The 15,540-nt window shown below is 65.8% G+C and carries 17 protein-coding genes; all 17 read left to right on the top strand.

Annotated features, from left to right (window positions below; translation table 11 throughout):
- Window positions 1–2: 2 nt before the first annotated feature.
- The 17 genes from cybH (at window position 3) to K410_RS0114875 (ending at window position 15,470) form a co-directional block, all read left to right on the top strand.
- Complete coding sequence (gene cybH / locus K410_RS0114795) at window positions 3–746, top strand: Ni/Fe-hydrogenase, b-type cytochrome subunit (protein ID WP_028135607.1); 744 nt, start codon at window positions 3–5, stop codon at window positions 744–746.
- A gap of 17 nt (window positions 747–763) precedes the next feature.
- Window positions 764–1,342 (top strand): HyaD/HybD family hydrogenase maturation endopeptidase, encoded by a 579-nt coding sequence (locus K410_RS0114800; protein WP_028135608.1) that lies wholly within the window; start codon window positions 764–766, stop codon window positions 1,340–1,342.
- A gap of 26 nt (window positions 1,343–1,368) precedes the next feature.
- Window positions 1,369–1,665: a HypC/HybG/HupF family hydrogenase formation chaperone gene (locus tag K410_RS0114805; protein ID WP_028135609.1), complete on the top strand. Its 297-nt coding sequence runs from the start codon at window positions 1,369–1,371 to the stop codon at window positions 1,663–1,665.
- 271 nt (window positions 1,666–1,936) lie between these two features.
- On the top strand, window positions 1,937–2,383 hold the full coding sequence (locus tag K410_RS0114810; protein WP_028135610.1) for a thioredoxin domain-containing protein: 447 nt from the start codon (window positions 1,937–1,939) through the stop codon (window positions 2,381–2,383).
- Entirely contained in the window at window positions 2,380–3,243 is an 864-nt protein-coding gene (locus K410_RS0114815) for a hydrogenase expression/formation protein (RefSeq protein ID WP_028135611.1), read from the top strand. The genes K410_RS0114810 and K410_RS0114815 overlap by 4 nt, the downstream gene beginning before the upstream one ends.
- On the top strand, window positions 3,240–3,449 hold the full coding sequence (locus K410_RS0114820) for a rubredoxin (protein WP_028135612.1): 210 nt from the start codon (window positions 3,240–3,242) through the stop codon (window positions 3,447–3,449). The genes K410_RS0114815 and K410_RS0114820 overlap by 4 nt, the downstream gene beginning before the upstream one ends.
- Window positions 3,446–3,955 (top strand): [NiFe]-hydrogenase assembly chaperone HybE, encoded by a 510-nt coding sequence (gene hybE / locus K410_RS0114825; protein WP_028135613.1) that lies wholly within the window; start codon window positions 3,446–3,448, stop codon window positions 3,953–3,955. The genes K410_RS0114820 and hybE overlap by 4 nt, the downstream gene beginning before the upstream one ends.
- Window positions 3,952–5,040 (top strand): nickel-dependent hydrogenase large subunit, encoded by a 1,089-nt coding sequence (locus tag K410_RS0114830; RefSeq protein WP_028135614.1) that lies wholly within the window; start codon window positions 3,952–3,954, stop codon window positions 5,038–5,040. Before hybE ends, K410_RS0114830 begins: the two co-directional genes overlap by 4 nt.
- Window positions 5,033–5,374 carry a hydrogenase maturation nickel metallochaperone HypA gene (gene hypA, locus K410_RS0114835; RefSeq protein WP_028135615.1) on the top strand — a complete coding sequence of 114 codons (342 nt, stop codon included), beginning with the start codon at window positions 5,033–5,035 and terminating at the stop codon, window positions 5,372–5,374. The genes K410_RS0114830 and hypA overlap by 8 nt, the downstream gene beginning before the upstream one ends.
- Window positions 5,374–6,297, top strand: coding sequence for a hydrogenase nickel incorporation protein HypB (hypB, locus tag K410_RS0114840; protein WP_028135616.1), 924 nt, complete (start codon window positions 5,374–5,376; stop codon window positions 6,295–6,297). The genes hypA and hypB overlap by 1 nt, the downstream gene beginning before the upstream one ends.
- The gene (gene hypF / locus K410_RS0114845) at window positions 6,294–8,555 is read left to right on the top strand and encodes a carbamoyltransferase HypF (protein ID WP_028135617.1); all 2,262 of its coding nucleotides are present in this window, start codon (window positions 6,294–6,296) and stop codon (window positions 8,553–8,555) included. Before hypB ends, hypF begins: the two co-directional genes overlap by 4 nt.
- Window positions 8,555–8,791, top strand: coding sequence for a HypC/HybG/HupF family hydrogenase formation chaperone (locus tag K410_RS0114850; RefSeq protein ID WP_028135618.1), 237 nt, complete (start codon window positions 8,555–8,557; stop codon window positions 8,789–8,791). Before hypF ends, K410_RS0114850 begins: the two co-directional genes overlap by 1 nt.
- Entirely contained in the window at window positions 8,788–9,930 is a 1,143-nt protein-coding gene (hypD, locus tag K410_RS0114855) for a hydrogenase formation protein HypD (protein ID WP_028135619.1), read from the top strand. Before K410_RS0114850 ends, hypD begins: the two co-directional genes overlap by 4 nt.
- Window positions 9,927–10,967, top strand: a complete 1,041-nt coding sequence (hypE, locus tag K410_RS0114860; RefSeq protein ID WP_028135620.1) for a hydrogenase expression/formation protein HypE — start codon at window positions 9,927–9,929, stop codon at window positions 10,965–10,967. Before hypD ends, hypE begins: the two co-directional genes overlap by 4 nt.
- 9 nt (window positions 10,968–10,976) lie before the next feature.
- A complete protein-coding gene (locus K410_RS0114865) occupies window positions 10,977–12,677 on the top strand; it encodes a hydrogenase maturation protein (RefSeq protein ID WP_028135621.1) in 1,701 nt (566 codons plus the stop codon).
- Window positions 12,674–14,110, top strand: a complete 1,437-nt coding sequence (locus K410_RS0114870; protein ID WP_028135622.1) for a sigma-54-dependent transcriptional regulator — start codon at window positions 12,674–12,676, stop codon at window positions 14,108–14,110. Before K410_RS0114865 ends, K410_RS0114870 begins: the two co-directional genes overlap by 4 nt.
- Window positions 14,103–15,470: a PAS domain-containing sensor histidine kinase gene (locus K410_RS0114875; protein ID WP_028135623.1), complete on the top strand. Its 1,368-nt coding sequence runs from the start codon at window positions 14,103–14,105 to the stop codon at window positions 15,468–15,470. The genes K410_RS0114870 and K410_RS0114875 overlap by 8 nt, the downstream gene beginning before the upstream one ends.
- Window positions 15,471–15,540: the final 70 nt, after the last annotated feature.

Raw genomic sequence — 15,540 nt, forward strand, 5'->3', positions numbered from 1 at the left:
CCATGATGGACGCCATTGCTCCCGGGTCGGACTCACGGCCGGATCTCGCGGCGCTCGCTGCTGATGCTTCCGGAGAACGGGCGGTGGGTCGACCCACCGTCTATGTCTACGAGGCGCCGGTGCGGATCTGCCACTGGGTCAACGCGTTCTCGATTCTCGTGCTGATGGTGACCGGCTATTTGATCGGAGCGCCGCTGCCGACGGTCGCGGGCGAGGCCTCCGACAACTTCGTGATGGGCTACATCCGCTTCGCCCATTTCGCCGCCGGACAAGTGCTCGCGGTGTTCTTCCTCACGCGTATCCTGTGGGCCTTCGTCGGCAATCACCATTCCCGGCAGATCTTCTACATTCCGGTTCACCGCAAGCAGTTCTGGAAGGAAGTGCTGCACGAAATCCGCTGGTATGCGTTTCTCGAGCGGGAGCCGAAGATGTATGTCGGCCACAATCCGCTGGCGCAAACCGCGATGTTCACGGGCTTCACGCTGTTCGTGGCCTTCATGATCGTCACCGGCTTTGCGCTCTATTCGGAAGGCGCGGGGATCGACAGCTGGCAGCACAAGCTGTTCGGCTGGGTGTTTGCGATCTGGCCGAACAGCCAGGACGTTCACACCTGGCACCATCTGGGCATGTGGGCACTGGTCGTGTTCGTGATGGTGCACATCTACGCGGCAATCCGCGAAGACATCATGTCGCGCCAGAGCATCATCTCCTCGATGGTCTCCGGCGAGCGGCAATTCCGCGATTGAAAACGGGAACCCGACCGATGCCGACATCTTCGCAGCGCGATCGCATCCTGGTGCTCGGCATCGGCAACATCCTGTGGGCCGACGAAGGCTTCGGCGTGCGCACGGTGGAGGAGTTCCACCGTCGCTACGCCGTGCCTGACAACGTCACCATCCTCGACGGCGGTACGCAGGGTCTCTATCTCGTGAATTATCTGGAAGAGGCCGACCGCCTGATCGTGTTCGACGCCATCGATTATGGCCTTGAGCCGGGCGAATTGAAGCTGGTGCGCGACGACGAGGTGCCGCGCTTCACCGGCGCCAAGAAAATGAGCCTGCATCAGACCGGTTTCCAGGAAGTGATCAGCGCAGCCGACCTGCTCGGCAGATGCCCGAAGCATCTCGTGCTGATCGGCTGCCAGCCGCTCGATCTCGACGACTGGGGCGGGCCGCTGACGCCACCGGTGCGCGACCAGATCGCGCCCGCGATTGATCTCGCTTGCCGGATCTTGGCGGAGTGGGGTGTCACGGCGAGCCGCCGTAGCGCGCCGTTGGCGGACACCGAGCGGTTGCTCGCCAATGACATCGACCACGCCAATTACGAGATGCGGCCGGCCTGACCGGCTGGCCTTTGGGAGCAAACGCGATGTGTCTCGGCCTGCCGATGACGATCGTCGAGACCGACGGAATCTCGGCGCTGTGCGAATTTCGTGGTGGGCAGCGACGCGTCTCCATGCTGCTGCTCTCCAATCCGCCGGTCGGCGCCCATGTGCTCGTCTATATTGATACCGCGATCCGGCTTCTGGATGAGGAAGAGGCGCGTCTGATCGGCGCTGCAATCGATGGGCTTGGTGCCGCGCTCGATGGCGAGGATTGCGACCGCTTCTTCGCCGATCTGATCGACCGCGAGCCGCAATTGCCCGCACATCTCCGGTCGGAATAGGCAAAACTCCAGCAGCTGTGACCGCCGTGCCCGCGGCTCGTATCCGGCCTCGCGGGACCCAAGTCTTGTCTGGAAGTCACCTTTCCATCTGCAAAGAGATATTCCATCAGGATTGGAAAGTATCTTACCATTGATGGATGGCGAGTTCTGGATGTTAGAGAATAGATGATCTAAATCAAAGAGATAGTCTAGAAGAACTGCTGGAATGTCCTGGCATGTGCCTTGCTAATCCTGCTCCGAGCAAAATCATAAGCTTGTCAGGGGAGGTCTGATGGAATTCCAGGTGGCGAAGCAGGATCTGACGCGGCACGGCCTGACCGAGGTCAGTGCCGCGACGGTCGATCGTTTTCTTGACGCGGCCGATGAGGCCGGCGCGGTCGCGGTGCTGCTGTCGGCAGGCGATCCCAACCGTTTCCCCGAGGCGATCGACGTCGCCGTGGTGCTGCCGGAGCTGATCACCGCATTCAATGGCCGGCTGCGCGGCGCGATCATTGCCCGCGACGACGAGAACGTGCTCGGCCAGCGCTTTGGCGTGCGGGTGCAGCCGACGCTGATCCTGGTCGCCAAGGGCGAGACCCTGGGCCTGATTGCCAAGATCCAGGACTGGTCGGTCTACATCGATCGCATCACCAAGCTGATCGACCGACCGCGCGGCCAAGCCGCCGCGGTCGCCGTCACCATCGTTCCCCAGCATCGCGCGCAAGGTGTCGAGCTATGAAGGTCGGATTCTGGGACGCGCCCGAAGGCGCCGAGCAACCGGTCAGCGTGTTTCCGATCGGCGAGGAAAGTCTCAATGCAACGAAAGGCAGCCTGACGGCGGCCGGCGCGCTGGCAAAGCTTGCCACGCTCGACAGCGTGGAGCTTGCCGAGCGCTGCCCGAACGCGGTCGCGCTGCTCGCGAAGATCGCGCAAGCCATCGCGGGCCAGAAGGCCGATGGCCCCACCCAATTGTTCCGGCTCGCCAACCTCAACGAGCTCGAGAGCAAGCTCATCGCCGACGTACTTGGCGAAGGCGAGGTCGCCGGGGTCGTCGCGTTGCCGGACGGATCGCTGGCCCAGATCCAGGAATCGGTCTTGGCGGGCATCTGGCGCGTGCGGCTGGAGACCGACGCTGCCTCCGAATATCTCGAAATCGGCGCCATCCCGGAGATCGTCAAGCGGGCCGCCGCCGATCTGACGTCCGCCGATTTCGAGATCGGCGAGGTGCCGGAAGGCGCCATGAACGTGCTGCCGGTGCTCGCCGAAATCCGCGAGCGCGCGCTGGCCTGGCGGCCAGGCATGCGCTCGCAGATCATCAATTTCACCTTGCTGCCGATGAGCCCGGTGGACATGAGCTTCCTGCAGGACACGATCCGCAACGGGCCGATCCAGCTGGTGTCGCGCGGCTATGGCACCTGCCGGGTGCTGTCGACCGGCATCCGCAATGTCTGGTCGGTGCAGTTCTTCAATGCCATGGACACCATCATTCTCGATACGCTCGAGGTCGGCGGCGTGCCGACCGTCGCGCTGGCGGCGGAGGAGGATTTCGAGGATTCCGCCGAGCGGCTGCAGGAAATCATCGAGGCCTATTTCAAATGAGCGCCTTCGAGAACTTTGGCGTGCGCCAGGACGTCACCGAGGCCACGCGGCTGGAATGCGGCATCTGCTGGACCGTCTACGATCCCGTCGACGGCGACGAGGTGGCCCAGATCGCGCCTGGCACGCCGTTCGCGGCGCTGCCGGAGGAATGGCGCTGCCCGAACTGCGACGCTCCGAAATCCAAATTCATGGCGATCGAAGCATGACGGGGGCCGCGCCAGATCCCGATGCCGAGGACGCCGTCGCGTGGGGCGAGCGTCTGGCCGGAAGCTATCGGGAGATCGGCGATCGCGCGATGCGCGATCTGCCGATCTACAACGATGCGCTCGGGGTCGACGCGGTCGGCTTCCGCCGCTTCAACGGCACGATCATCGGCATCATGGTCACGCCCTGGTTCATGAACGTCGTGATGCCGGCGGGCGCCATGCGGGAGACGTCGGGCACGACCTTGCAAGTTCGTTTTCCCGCAGGCGAAATCGAGTTCGTCCTCAGCGAGGTCGGGAAGATCGGGCAGATCGCGAGCTGCTCGCTGTTCTCCCCGATGTTCGAGTTCGCCGACATGGCTGCCGCGCGGGCGACGGCCGAAGCCGCGCTTGCCGAGCTGATGCTGCCTGATGACAGCGAGGAGGCGGTTCGCCGTCGCGAGCCCGCGACAACCCCGATCGATCGGCGTAGCTTCCTGCGCGGCACCTTGGCGGAGCGGCGCGGATGAACCTGGCTTTCCGCAATGAGATCGACATCACGGTGTGGCTTGCCGGCGGCACCATTGCCGACGTTGCGATCCAGCCGCGCAGCCGGCCGCCGCTGACGCGGTTGTTCGCGGGTAAGCCGGCAGCGTCCCTACTTACCGTGCTGCCGCGGCTGTTCTCGCTCTGCTCGGTCGCGCATCAGGTGGCGTTTCTGTCGGCGGTCGAGGCCGCGCAAGGGCAGCAGGCGACGCAAGCTGCGGCGCGCAGCCGCCTCACGGCGGTCGTCGCCGAGCGGCTGACCGAATTGCTGCGCAGCCTGTTCGTCGGCCGGCTCGCGCTCGACGGCGCGAGCGCTGCCGCTGTGCGTGCCATGATGCAGGCGAGCACGGTCCTCGGCGGCGCCAGCGAAGGGGTGTCGGAGACCCTGCGGCGTGAGGCCGTGGCTCAGATCAAGGCCGCGCTCGCCGGCTTGGGGATCGCCGGCGACGGCCAGGGTCTCGCGCCGGGCAGCGCGCTCGCTGTCCATCTCGAACGCTGCGGGGGTGAGGAATTGTCGCCGCCGCCGGCCGAGCAATCCTTCCTGACGGCGGCTGACGATCTCGACGTCGTTACATCTCTGCTTGCGGGCGGGGCTGCCTATTCCGACGCGCCGGAGCTCTGTGGCAAGATTCCGGAAACCGGTGTTTGGGCCCGGCGGGCGCGGCGCGAACCGGTGTTGCCTGCGGCGGGCTCGGCCGCGCGACTCCAGGCGCGCATCGCCGAGGTCGCGCGGCTCTGCGCCTGGCTCGAGCGCGGCGACGGCGACCTCGACGATGGCGTCGTCGCGAGCTATCGGCTCGCTGCGGGCAAGGGCGCCGCGGCGGTCGAATGTGCACGGGGCCGGCTCTACCACGCCGTCGTGCTCGACGAGGCGGACCGCATCGTCAATTTCGAGTTCCTGGCGCCGACCGAGTGGAATTTTCACGCCCGCGGACCGTTGGTCCGGAGCCTCAAGGGAGCGGTGCTGACCGCGGGCCGGCGCGGCCAGGACGCGGTGCGCGCGCTGGTCGGCGCGTTCGACCCCTGCGTCGGTTTCAATCTCAGCTTTCGCGAGGTGGGCCATGCATGAGATGGCGCTCTGCGAAGGCATCATCGGCATCGTCGAAGAGGAGGCGCGCAAGCGTTCCTTCGCCAAGGTGAATGTCGTCTGCCTCGAGATCGGCGCGCTCAGCCATGTCGCGCCGGAGGCGATGAAATTCTGCTTCGAGGCCGTCGCAGCGCGGACCATCGCGCGCGGGGCACGGCTCGAGATCGTCGAGACCCCGGGAACGGCCTGGTGCATGGCTTGCTCCAGGAGCGTCGAGATCAAGCAGCGTTACGAGCCATGCCCCTCCTGTGGCGACTATCAATTGCAGGTGACGGGCGGGGAAGAGATGCGCGTAAGGGAACTGGAGGTCGATTGATGTGTACGGTCTGCGGCTGCGGCGACGGCAAGGCGTCCATCGAACACGCGCATGATCATCACCATGACCATGACCATGGTCACGGCGGGCATCATCATCGTCACGGTCATGCGCACGGTCATCATCATGGGCATGGCCACGGCCATGTTCACCCTCACCACCATGACCACGCCAAGGACGAGGCGGGGTTGCTCGATTGCGGCGCCAATCCGGCCGGTCAAGAGATCGCCGGCATGAGCAGCGAGCGCATCATTCAGGTCGAGCGCGACATTCTCGGCAAGAACGACCGGCTCGCCGCCGACAATCGCGCGCGCTTCCATGCCGACGAGGTGCTTGCCTTCAACCTGGTGTCGAGCCCGGGCGCTGGAAAGACCTCGCTGCTGGTTCGCGCAGTCTCGGAATTGAAGGACAGCTTCCCGATCGGCGTGATCGAGGGCGACCAGCAGACCTCCAACGACGCCGAACGTATCCGCGCCACCGGCGTGGCGGCGATCCAGGTCAACACCGGAAAAGGCTGTCACCTCGATGCCGCCATGGTCGGCCAGGCCTATGACCGTTTGCCCTGGCTGAACGGTGGCATCCTCTTCATCGAGAACGTCGGCAACCTCGTTTGTCCGGCCGCGTTCGATCTCGGCGAGGCCTGCAAGATCGTGGTGTTCTCGACCACCGAGGGCGAGGACAAGCCGCTGAAATACCCAGACATGTTCGCGGCGTCGTCCTTGATGCTGATCAACAAGATCGATCTCGCCCCGGTGCTTGATTTCGACCTTGCCAGGACCGTCGAATATGCCCGCAGGGTCAACCCTGGCATCGAGGTGATGACGGTGTCGGCGCGCACGGGCGAGGGTTTTTCGGCCTTCTATGCCTGGATACGCAAGCGCCGGGCGAAGGCGAAGCAGGCCGCGATGGCCATGCAGGGATGACGATGGACGGTGGGACGCGCGCGCCCGAGGTGAGGAGACTGCGCCTGCACGTGCGCGGCGCGGTGCAGGGCGTCGGCTTTCGCCCCTATGTCTACGGCCTCGCCACGCGCTACCGTCTCGGCGGCTTCGTCGCCAACGACCCCGACGGGGTCGTCATCGAGGTCGAGGGCGAGCGCGCCGCCGACTTCATCACGGCGCTGCCGCTGGAAAAGCCGCCGCTTGCCCGCATCGACGACATCTCGGTGCATCCGGTCGGGACGGTGGCGGGCGAGGGGTTCTGCATCCGCGCCAGCGAGCAGGGCAGGGTGTCGACCCGCATCGTCGCCGACGCTGCGACCTGCAAGGAATGCCTGCGCGAGCTGTTCGATCCGAGCAGCCGCTTTCATCGCTATCCCTTCATCAACTGCACCCATTGCGGGCCGCGCTACACCATTGCCGAGCGGCTGCCCTACGATCGTGCGGCCACGGCCATGAAGGGCTTTGCGATGTGCAGAGCCTGTGCGGACGACTATGCCGACCCCGACAGCCGCCGCTTCCATGCCGAGGCGATCGCCTGCCCGGATTGCGGCCCAAGGCTCAGCCATGAGGTCGCGGACATTGCCGCCGCGATCGCCGGCGGCAGCATCGTCGCGATCAAGGGGCTCGGCGGCTATCAGCTGCTCTGCGATGCGCGCGACGATGAGGTGGTGCGGCGGCTGCGGCAGCGCAAGCAGCGCGACCAGAAGCCGTTTGCCGTCATGGTCGCTTCGGTGGAAGCGGTCGCCGATATCGCCGAGGCCGAGACCGCCGAGCTTGCGTTGCTGGAAAGCACGCCACGACCCATCGTGCTGCTGAGGTCGCGCGATCGGCTGGCGCCGGCCATCGCGCCGCAGCTGTCGCGTCTCGGCGTCATGCTGCCGGTCGCCCCGCTCCATCACCTGATCTTCGATGCACTGAATGTGGCCCATGCGCGGGTCGGCGACAGCTGGGCGATCGTCGCCACCAGTGCCAATCCCGGCGGCGAGCCGCTCCTGATCGACAATCGGCAAGCCGAGCGACGCCTTGCCGGCATTGCCGATCTCATCGTCACGCACAACCGCGACATCGTCACCCGTGCCGACGATTCCGTCGCGGCAATCGTCGCGGGCCGGATGCAATTCATCCGGCGCGCCCGCGGCTACGTGCCCGAGCCGGTCCGCCTCGCGCGGCCGGTGCCGCCGATCCTTAGCGTCGGCGGGGCCTTGAAAGCGACGGTGACGGTCACGCGCGGCAACGAGGCGTTCGTGTCCCAGCACATCGGCGACCTCGACACTGCCGAAGGCGTCCGCTTCTTCGAGGAGACCGTGGATCATTTGCTTGCGACACTCGACGTCGAGCCGGTCGTCGTCGCGCATGACCTGCATCCGAATATGGCCTCGACCCGCTTCGCCGAGGCCAGCGGCAAGCGGCTGATCGCGGTCCAGCACCACCACGCCCATGCGGCCTCCGTGATGGCCGAACATGGCATCGCAGGACCGGCGCTGGCGCTGGTGCTCGACGGCTTCGGCCATGGCAGCGATGGCGGCAATTGGGGCGGCGAGCTCCTTGCATGCGACGGCGCTGCCTTCCGGCGGCTCGGGCATCTGGCCCCGATGAAGATGCCGGGCGGGGATCGCGCCGCGCGCGAACCGTGGCGGATGGCTGCGAGCGTGCTACATGGCTTGGGGCGAGGCGACATCATCGCGGCGCGTTTCGACGCGCAGCCGCAGGCGCCACGCCTCTGTGCGATGCTCGAGCAACCGGGCGTGCCGACGACGACCAGCGCCGGCCGGTTGTTCGATGCGGCCGCCGGGCTGCTGGGCCTTTGCCCGGTGCAGAGCTACGAAGGCGAGGCCGCGATGAAGCTGGAAGCGCTGGTACGCACCCCCCGCATCGCGCAAGACGGCTGGATCGTCGAGGACGGCGTGCTGTCGCTGGCCCCGTTGTTCGAGCGCCTGGCAGGTGCGAGCCTCGATCGGACCGAACGCGCCGAGCTGTTCCATGGCACGCTCGCCGCGGCCTGCACCGACTGGATCGGCCGCATGGCGCGCGAAACCGGCATCACCACAATTGCCCTCAGCGGCGGCTGCTTCCTCAACGCGGTCTTGTCGGATGAGATCGCGCGCGGCTGCATCGCGGCCGGCCTTTCGCCGCTGCTGCCGCGCCAGATGCCGCCCAATGACGGTGGCCTCAGTTTGGGCCAGGCCTGGGTGGCCGCGTTGACGCTCCTCGAACAGCAAGATCTGGAAGGAACCGCCTGATGTGTCTCGCGATACCCGCGGAGGTCACGAAGCTCCTGCCCGACGAGATGGCCATCGTCTCGATTGACGGCGTCAGCAAGGAGATCTCGGTCGCCTTGATCGAGAACCTCGCAGTCGGGGACTACGTGATCATCCATGTCGGCTATGCCCTGACCAAGATCGATCCGGAGGAGGCGCGGCGGACGCTCGAATTGTTGCGCGAGCTCAGCCTCGAGGGACAGGGAGCGGCGCCATGAAGTATGCCGACGAGTTTCGCGACAAGGAGATCGCGCTGGGGCTCGCGAGGACGATTCGCGCGGAGACCGATCCGGGGCGGCCGTACCGCTTCATGGAGTTCTGCGGCGGCCACACCCATGCGATATCACGCTACGGCCTGGAAGACATGCTGCCGGACAACGTGCGCATGATCCACGGACCCGGCTGCCCGGTCTGTGTGCTGCCGGCCGGGCGCATCGATATGGCGATCCGGCTTGCCGAGCGCAGCGAGATCATCCTGTGCGTCTATGGCGACCTGATGCGCGTCCCCGGCTCGCAAGGCGCCTCGCTCCTGAAGGCGAAGGCGCGGGGCGCCGACATCCGCATGGTCTATTCCACCATCGACGCCGTCAGGATCGCGCAGGAGAACCCCGCGCGCGAAATCGTGTTCTTCGCCATCGGCTTCGAGACCACCACGCCGCCGACCGCGGTGATGATCCGGGTGGCCGAGAAGAAGCAGCTTTCGAACTTCAGCGTGTTCTGCAATCACGTGCTGACCCCGCCCGCGATGCAGAACATCCTGGAGAGCCCCGATATCCGCAACATCGGCCGCGTCGAGATCGACGGCTTCGTCGGGCCTGCGCATGTCTCGACCATCATCGGCACCGCGCCTTACGAGTTCTTCGCGGAAGAGTTCGGCAAGCCCGTAGTGATCTCGGGCTTCGAGCCGCTCGACATGATGCAGGCGATCCTGATGCTGGTGCGCCAGGTCAACGAGAACAGGCACGAGGTCGAGAACCAGTATAGCCGCGCGGTCACGCGCGACGGCAATCTGCGCGCCAAGGAGGAGGTCTCCGACATCTTCGAGCTGCGCGACCAGTTCGAATGGCGCGGGCTCGGACAGGTTCCCTATAGCGGGCTGAAGCTGAAGCGCGCCTACGCGACATACGACGCCGAGGTCCGCTTCGGCATGAACGAGCTTTGCGTCGACGACAATCCGGCGTGCGAATGCGGTGCCATCCTGCGCGGCGTGAAGAAGCCGGTCGACTGCAAGCTGTTCGGCACGGTCTGCACGCCGGAGACGCCGATGGGATCCTGCATGGTCTCCTCGGAGGGCGCCTGCGCCGCGCATTGGACCTACGGCCGCTTCCGCGACCACCAACAGAGGCGGGCGTCATGAAGGCCTATCAGCGCAAGCTCGATATCAGGAACGGCTGCGTCGACCTGTCCCACGGCTCGGGCGGCCGGGCGATGGCGCAGTTGATCTCGGGGCTATTCCATGAGGCCTTCGGCAATGAATGGCTGGCGCGCGGTAACGACCAGTCGGCCTTCGACGTCGGCGCCGGACGCATGGTGATGACCACCGACGGCTACGTGGTCTCGCCGCTATTCTTTCCCGGCGGCAATATCGGCTCCCTCGCGGTCCACGGCACGGTCAACGACATCGCGATGGCCGGCGCAAAGCCGCTTTATCTGTCCGCGAGCTTCATCATCGAGGAGGGATTTCGCTTCGCCGACCTCAAGACGATCGCGGACTCGATGGGTGAGGCGGCGCGCGCGGCCGGCGTCCACATCATCACCGGCGACACCAAGGTGGTCGAGCGCGGCAAGGCCGACGGCCTGTTCATTTCGACATCGGCGGTCGGGATTCTTCCCGACGGGCTCGATCTGTCGGCCGAGAACGCACGCGTCGGCGACCGCGTCCTGATCTCGGGCACCCTCGGCGATCACGGCGTGGCGATCATGTCGAAGAGGCAGAACCTCGCCTTCGAGACCGAGATCGTGTCGGACTCGGCGGCGCTGAACGATCTCGTGGCCAGGATGGTCGAAGCCGGGGGCGCCGGCATCCGCCTGATGCGGGATCCCACCCGCGGTGGCCTCGCCGCGACGTTGAACGAAATCGCCCAGCAATCGCGGCTCGGCTTTCACCTCGTCGAGGAGGAGATCCCGGTCAAGCCGGGCGTGGCGGCGGCCTGCGAATTGCTCGGGCTCGACCCGCTCCATGTCGCCAATGAGGGCAAGCTGGTTGCGATCGTCGCGCCCGACATCGCCGGTGCCGTGCTCGCCGCTATGCGAGAACATCCGCTCGGCCGCGACGCCGCCGACATCGGCGAGGCCGTTGCTGACGACCATCATTTCGTGCAGATGGCGACGAGCTTCGGCGGCGGGCGGATCGTTGACTGGTTGTCGGGCGAGCAATTGCCGCGGATTTGTTGAGGGATCCCGATGCGTATCCTGCTGCTGTCGCATTCTTTCAACAGCCTGACACAGCGCCTGCATGTCGAGCTGCGCGAGCGCGGCCATGAGGTCTCGGTCGAGCTCGACATCCACGCCGACGTCACCCGGGAAAGCGTGGCGCTGTACCAGCCGGACCTGGTGATCGCGCCGTTTCTCAAGCGGGCGATTCCCGAGGATGTCTGGCGCAGCGTGCGCTGCCTGATCGTGCATCCCGGCCCGCCCGGCGACCGCGGCCCGGCCGCGCTCGACTGGGCCATTCTCGAAGGCGCGACCGAGTGGGGCGTCACTGTGCTGCAGGCGGACGGCGAGTTCGATGCCGGTCCGGTCTGGGCGTTCCGCACGTTCCCGATGCGGCGCGCTGCGAAATCCAGCATCTACCGCAACGAGGTGACCCGATGCGCGGTCGAAGCGGTGCTGGAGGCCGTCAACGCGATTGGAGCGGGACTGCCGACGCCGCAGCCGATGGCGGCGAACGACGGGCGCATTCGCGTGCGCGGGCCCTGCCGCCAGTCGGACCGGGCGATCGACTGGCAGCACGACACGACCGAAACCGTGCTGCGCAAGATCAACAGCGCCGACGGCATGCCCGGCCTGGTCGACAGCCTGTTCTTCCAGGACGTGCGGCTGTTCGACGTCCATGAAGCACGGAATATCTCCGGCATTCCCGGCACGGTCGTGGCCCAATGCGACGGCGCCTTGGCCCGTGCGACAATCGACGGGGCAGTCTGGATCGGCCATGTGCGGCAGCTGGCGCCGAAGAGCTTGAAGCGGTCTGCGGCAAAGGTTTTCGCCGCGCAGGCCGCCTGCCTGCCGCGGCGGCCGGATTGCGGCTATGCTCCGGTTCAATATCGCGAGCACGGCGAGGTCGGCGAGCTGCAGTTCGCCTTCTACAACGGCGCGATGTCGACGGATGATTGTGCAGCGCTGCGCGATGCCTACCATGCCGCGCTGGCGCGCCCGACCAAGGTTCTGCTCCTGACCGGCGGTTTCGACTATTGGTCGAACGGCATTCATCTGGCCGAGATCGAGGCCGCCGACAGTGCCGCCGATGAATCCTGGCGCAACATCAACGCCATCGACGATCTGGCGCGCGCGATCATCGAGACCACGGACCGGCTGGTGATTTCGGTCATTCGCGGCAATGCGGGCGCGGGGGGCGTGTTCCTGAGCCTGGCGGCCGACGAGGTCTGGGCCAGCGACCAGATCGTGCTCAATCCGCATTACAAGGACATGGGAAATCTGTTCGGTTCCGAATACTGGACCTATCTGTTGCCGCGCCGCGCGGGCGCCGGGAACGCGATAGGGATCACGCAGTGCCGGCTGCCGATGGGCGTCGCCGAGGCGCAGCGCCTCGGCATCGTCGACCGCGTGCTCGCACGCGTCGAGCTGGCACGCGAAAGTCTCGTGAAGCTGGCAGCTGCTGCAGGCGCGGATCCAGGCTTTGCAGCGCGCCTCGCCGAGAAGCAAAGGCGCCGCGCGGCGGACGAGGCCGAAAAGCCCCTGCAGGCCTATCGTGACGAGGAGCTGCGGCGGATGAGGCTCAATTTCTACGGCTTCGATCCGAGCTACCACGTCGCGCGCTACAACTTCATCCACAAGGTGCCGAAGTCGCGCACGCCGCTGACCATCGCCAATCACAGGGCGCGGCGGACGACCGAGCGGCAGAGACCCGTGGCGGTGCCCTCATGAGCGTTCTGGGAACCATTCTCGTCGTCGACGACGAAGTCCGTTCGCAGGAAGCGCTGCGCCGCGTTCTCAGGGAGGATTTCGAGGTGCTGTGCGCGGGTAATGCAGCCGACGCGGAGAAGCTGCTGGAAGGCGAGATCGTCCACGCCATCCTCTGCGACCAGCGCATGCCGCATGAATCGGGCGTGAGCTTCCTGAAGCGCGTGCGCGAGCTGTGGCCCGATCCGGTGCGGATGATCATCTCCGGCTATTCCGATTCGGAGGATATCATTGCCGGCCTCAACGAGGCCGGCATCTATCAATACATCACCAAGCCCTGGCAGCCGGAGCGGCTGGTCGACATCGTCAAGGAGGCGGTGCAGCTCTATCGCCTGCAGAAGGAGACGGAAACCGCCGGTGTCGACGTCAAGGCGACGCCGGGGCATATCAAGAAGGTCGTCTCGGTCAAGCGCGGGGTTGCCAAGCAGCTCTATGATTTCGACCGCATCGTGCATTCGCCGGAAAGTCCCATGCACAAGGTGATCGAGCTCGGCAGGCGCGCCGCAGACTACGACATCTCCGTGCTGATCACCGGCGAGTCCGGGACCGGCAAGGAGCTGCTTGCGCGCGCGATTCACTACGGCTCGGCGCGCGCCAACAAGGCTTTCGTGGTCGAGAATTGCGGCGCCTTGCCGGACGAGCTGCTCGAAAGCGAGCTGTTCGGCTGCAAGAAGGGTGCCTTCACCGGCGCCTATCAGGACAGGATCGGCTTGTTCGAGGTCGCCGACGGCGGCACCATCTTCCTCGACGAGATCGGCGAGACTTCGCCAGCATTCCAGGTCAAGCTGTTGCGCGTTCTGCAGGAGAGCGAGATCAGGCCGCTTGGCGCACAGCGGGTGCGCAAGGTCGACGTCCGTGTCGTGGCGGCGACCAACCGGGATCTCGAAGCCGAGGTCGAGGCGGGCCGCTTCCGGCGCGATCTCTACTATCGCCTGGCGGCGTTTCCCGTCCACATGCCGGCCTTGCGCGAGCGCCCGATGGATGTCTCGTTGATCGCCGAAGGGGTGCTGTCGTCGGTGAAGACTTCCTTCAACCGGCCCGGCCTGCGCTTTGCTGCCTCCGCGCTCGAGGCCTTCGCCAGGTATCATTGGCCCGGCAATGTCCGCGAGCTGCAGAACGAGATCCAGCGCATGGTGGTGCTGGCGGACGCGGATGAATTGCAGGCCCCGCCGCTGCTCGGCCGGCGCAACGGCAAGCCGCCGGCGGCGGCGATCCAGGGCAAATTGAACGGCTCGGCGACCCTCAAGGACAAGGTGGAGGATCTGGAGAAGGCGGTTATCATCAGCACCCTGGAGCGGTACGAAGGCAATATCAGCCGGGTCGCCAACGAGCTCGGGTTGTCGCGCGTCGGGCTCAGGAACAAGCTGTCCCGGTATGATTTGAGGAAGAATGCCTGAGGTGACGCATCCTCCTGAAGCCAGCGAGCCCGAAACGCTGCTCAAGCTGATCGCCAAGCGTGGCGCGATGGAGCTTGATCAGGAGCGTGAGGGCGCCTGGATCGAGGTCATCCGCAAGATGGACGAGGTCTATTCCGACCTCCTCCGCTACGAGGTCGACCTCGAGCACAAGAATGCGGAGCTGGAGGAGGCGCAGGCCTTCGTCACCAACGTCATCGAATCCGTCTCCGACATCCTCATCGTCTGCGATGCGAAAGGGCTGGTGCAGCAGGTCAATTCCGCCTTCCAGCACACGCTCGGCTGCAATGTCGCGGATATCGTCGGCAGGAACATCGCCGACGTGATCGATATCGAGGACAAGTCCAAGCTGGTCCCGCTGCTGAAGCCGCGCAGCGCCTCCGACGTCGTCGACGGCGAGCTCAGATTTTCGGGCGAGGGCGGCAGCTCGGATCTGTTCGCCATCAACGCCTCGCCCCGGCACGATCATCGCGGCCGTTTCATCGGCGTGGTGCTGACCGGCCGGCCGATCGGGGAGCTTCGCCGCGCCTATGAGGAGCTGCACAAGGCCCATCACGAGTTGCAGCGTGCCCAGCGGCAATTGGTCGAGCAGGAGAAGATGGCCAGCCTCGGCCGTCTCGTTGCGGGCGTCGCGCACGAGCTGAACAATCCCATCAGCTTCGTCTACGGCAACGTCCATACCCTGATGCGTTATCGCACCGCCATCGCCGCCTATCTCGACGCGGTCCACGGCGAGGCCGGGGAGGATGACCTCGCCGCCAGGCGGCGGAGCCTGCGCATCGACGAGATCCTGGAGGATTTCGGTCCGCTGATCGAGGGCACGCTGGAAGGCGCCGTCCGCATCAGCGAAATCGTGAAGAATCTGCGCCGGCTGTCCTTCAGCAAGCTCGGCGAGGTCGAGCGCGTCAACATCGAGCGGCTCATCAACACCGCGGTGCTGTGGGCCGTGCGCACCAAGCAGGTGCGCATCGACTTGCAGTTGGAGATCGAGCCGGAGCTCTGGGTCAGCGGCAACGAGGGGCAATTGCACCAGGTGATCGTCAATCTCGTGGAGAATGCGATCGACGCAATGCGCGGCACCGAAGCGCCGCGGCTGGTGGTCTCGGCGGTGCGCAAGGGCAACGAGATCCTGTTCCGGATCGCGGACAACGGACCGGGAATCGACAAGGATCACATCAGCCACATCTTCGAGCCGTTCTTCACGACCAAGCGGGTCGGCGAGGGCACCGGACTCGGCCTCTGGATCAGCTATGGCATCGTGCGCGAGCACGGCGGCGAGCTGGTCGCAGGCTATGGGCCGGAAGGCGGCGCGACATTCTCGTTCGCGTTGCCGGCGGCCTAAGCGCGGGCTACGGCATCGCGCCTGTGTCGCCCCGCTGTCAACCGGCTTCGCCAAAAATATTCCACTTTAC

Origin of the sequence: Bradyrhizobium sp. 22, assembly GCF_000482425.1 — a bacterium.
GTDB classification, from domain to species: Bacteria; Pseudomonadota; Alphaproteobacteria; order Rhizobiales; family Xanthobacteraceae; genus Bradyrhizobium; species Bradyrhizobium japonicum_B.

Coding starts and splice junctions, on each gene's coding strand:
- cybH (WP_028135607.1), top strand. CDS start 3: ATGATGGACGCCATTGCTCCCGGGTCGGACTCACGGCCGGATCTCGCG.
- K410_RS0114800 (WP_028135608.1), top strand. CDS start 764: ATGCCGACATCTTCGCAGCGCGATCGCATCCTGGTGCTCGGCATCGGC.
- K410_RS0114805 (WP_028135609.1), top strand. CDS start 1,369: ATGTGTCTCGGCCTGCCGATGACGATCGTCGAGACCGACGGAATCTCG.
- K410_RS0114810 (WP_028135610.1), top strand. CDS start 1,937: ATGGAATTCCAGGTGGCGAAGCAGGATCTGACGCGGCACGGCCTGACC.
- K410_RS0114815 (WP_028135611.1), top strand. CDS start 2,380: ATGAAGGTCGGATTCTGGGACGCGCCCGAAGGCGCCGAGCAACCGGTC.
- K410_RS0114820 (WP_028135612.1), top strand. CDS start 3,240: ATGAGCGCCTTCGAGAACTTTGGCGTGCGCCAGGACGTCACCGAGGCC.
- hybE (WP_028135613.1), top strand. CDS start 3,446: ATGACGGGGGCCGCGCCAGATCCCGATGCCGAGGACGCCGTCGCGTGG.
- K410_RS0114830 (WP_028135614.1), top strand. CDS start 3,952: ATGAACCTGGCTTTCCGCAATGAGATCGACATCACGGTGTGGCTTGCC.
- hypA (WP_028135615.1), top strand. CDS start 5,033: ATGCATGAGATGGCGCTCTGCGAAGGCATCATCGGCATCGTCGAAGAG.
- hypB (WP_028135616.1), top strand. CDS start 5,374: ATGTGTACGGTCTGCGGCTGCGGCGACGGCAAGGCGTCCATCGAACAC.
- hypF (WP_028135617.1), top strand. CDS start 6,294: ATGACGATGGACGGTGGGACGCGCGCGCCCGAGGTGAGGAGACTGCGC.
- K410_RS0114850 (WP_028135618.1), top strand. CDS start 8,555: ATGTGTCTCGCGATACCCGCGGAGGTCACGAAGCTCCTGCCCGACGAG.
- hypD (WP_028135619.1), top strand. CDS start 8,788: ATGAAGTATGCCGACGAGTTTCGCGACAAGGAGATCGCGCTGGGGCTC.
- hypE (WP_028135620.1), top strand. CDS start 9,927: ATGAAGGCCTATCAGCGCAAGCTCGATATCAGGAACGGCTGCGTCGAC.
- K410_RS0114865 (WP_028135621.1), top strand. CDS start 10,977: ATGCGTATCCTGCTGCTGTCGCATTCTTTCAACAGCCTGACACAGCGC.
- K410_RS0114870 (WP_028135622.1), top strand. CDS start 12,674: ATGAGCGTTCTGGGAACCATTCTCGTCGTCGACGACGAAGTCCGTTCG.
- K410_RS0114875 (WP_028135623.1), top strand. CDS start 14,103: ATGCCTGAGGTGACGCATCCTCCTGAAGCCAGCGAGCCCGAAACGCTG.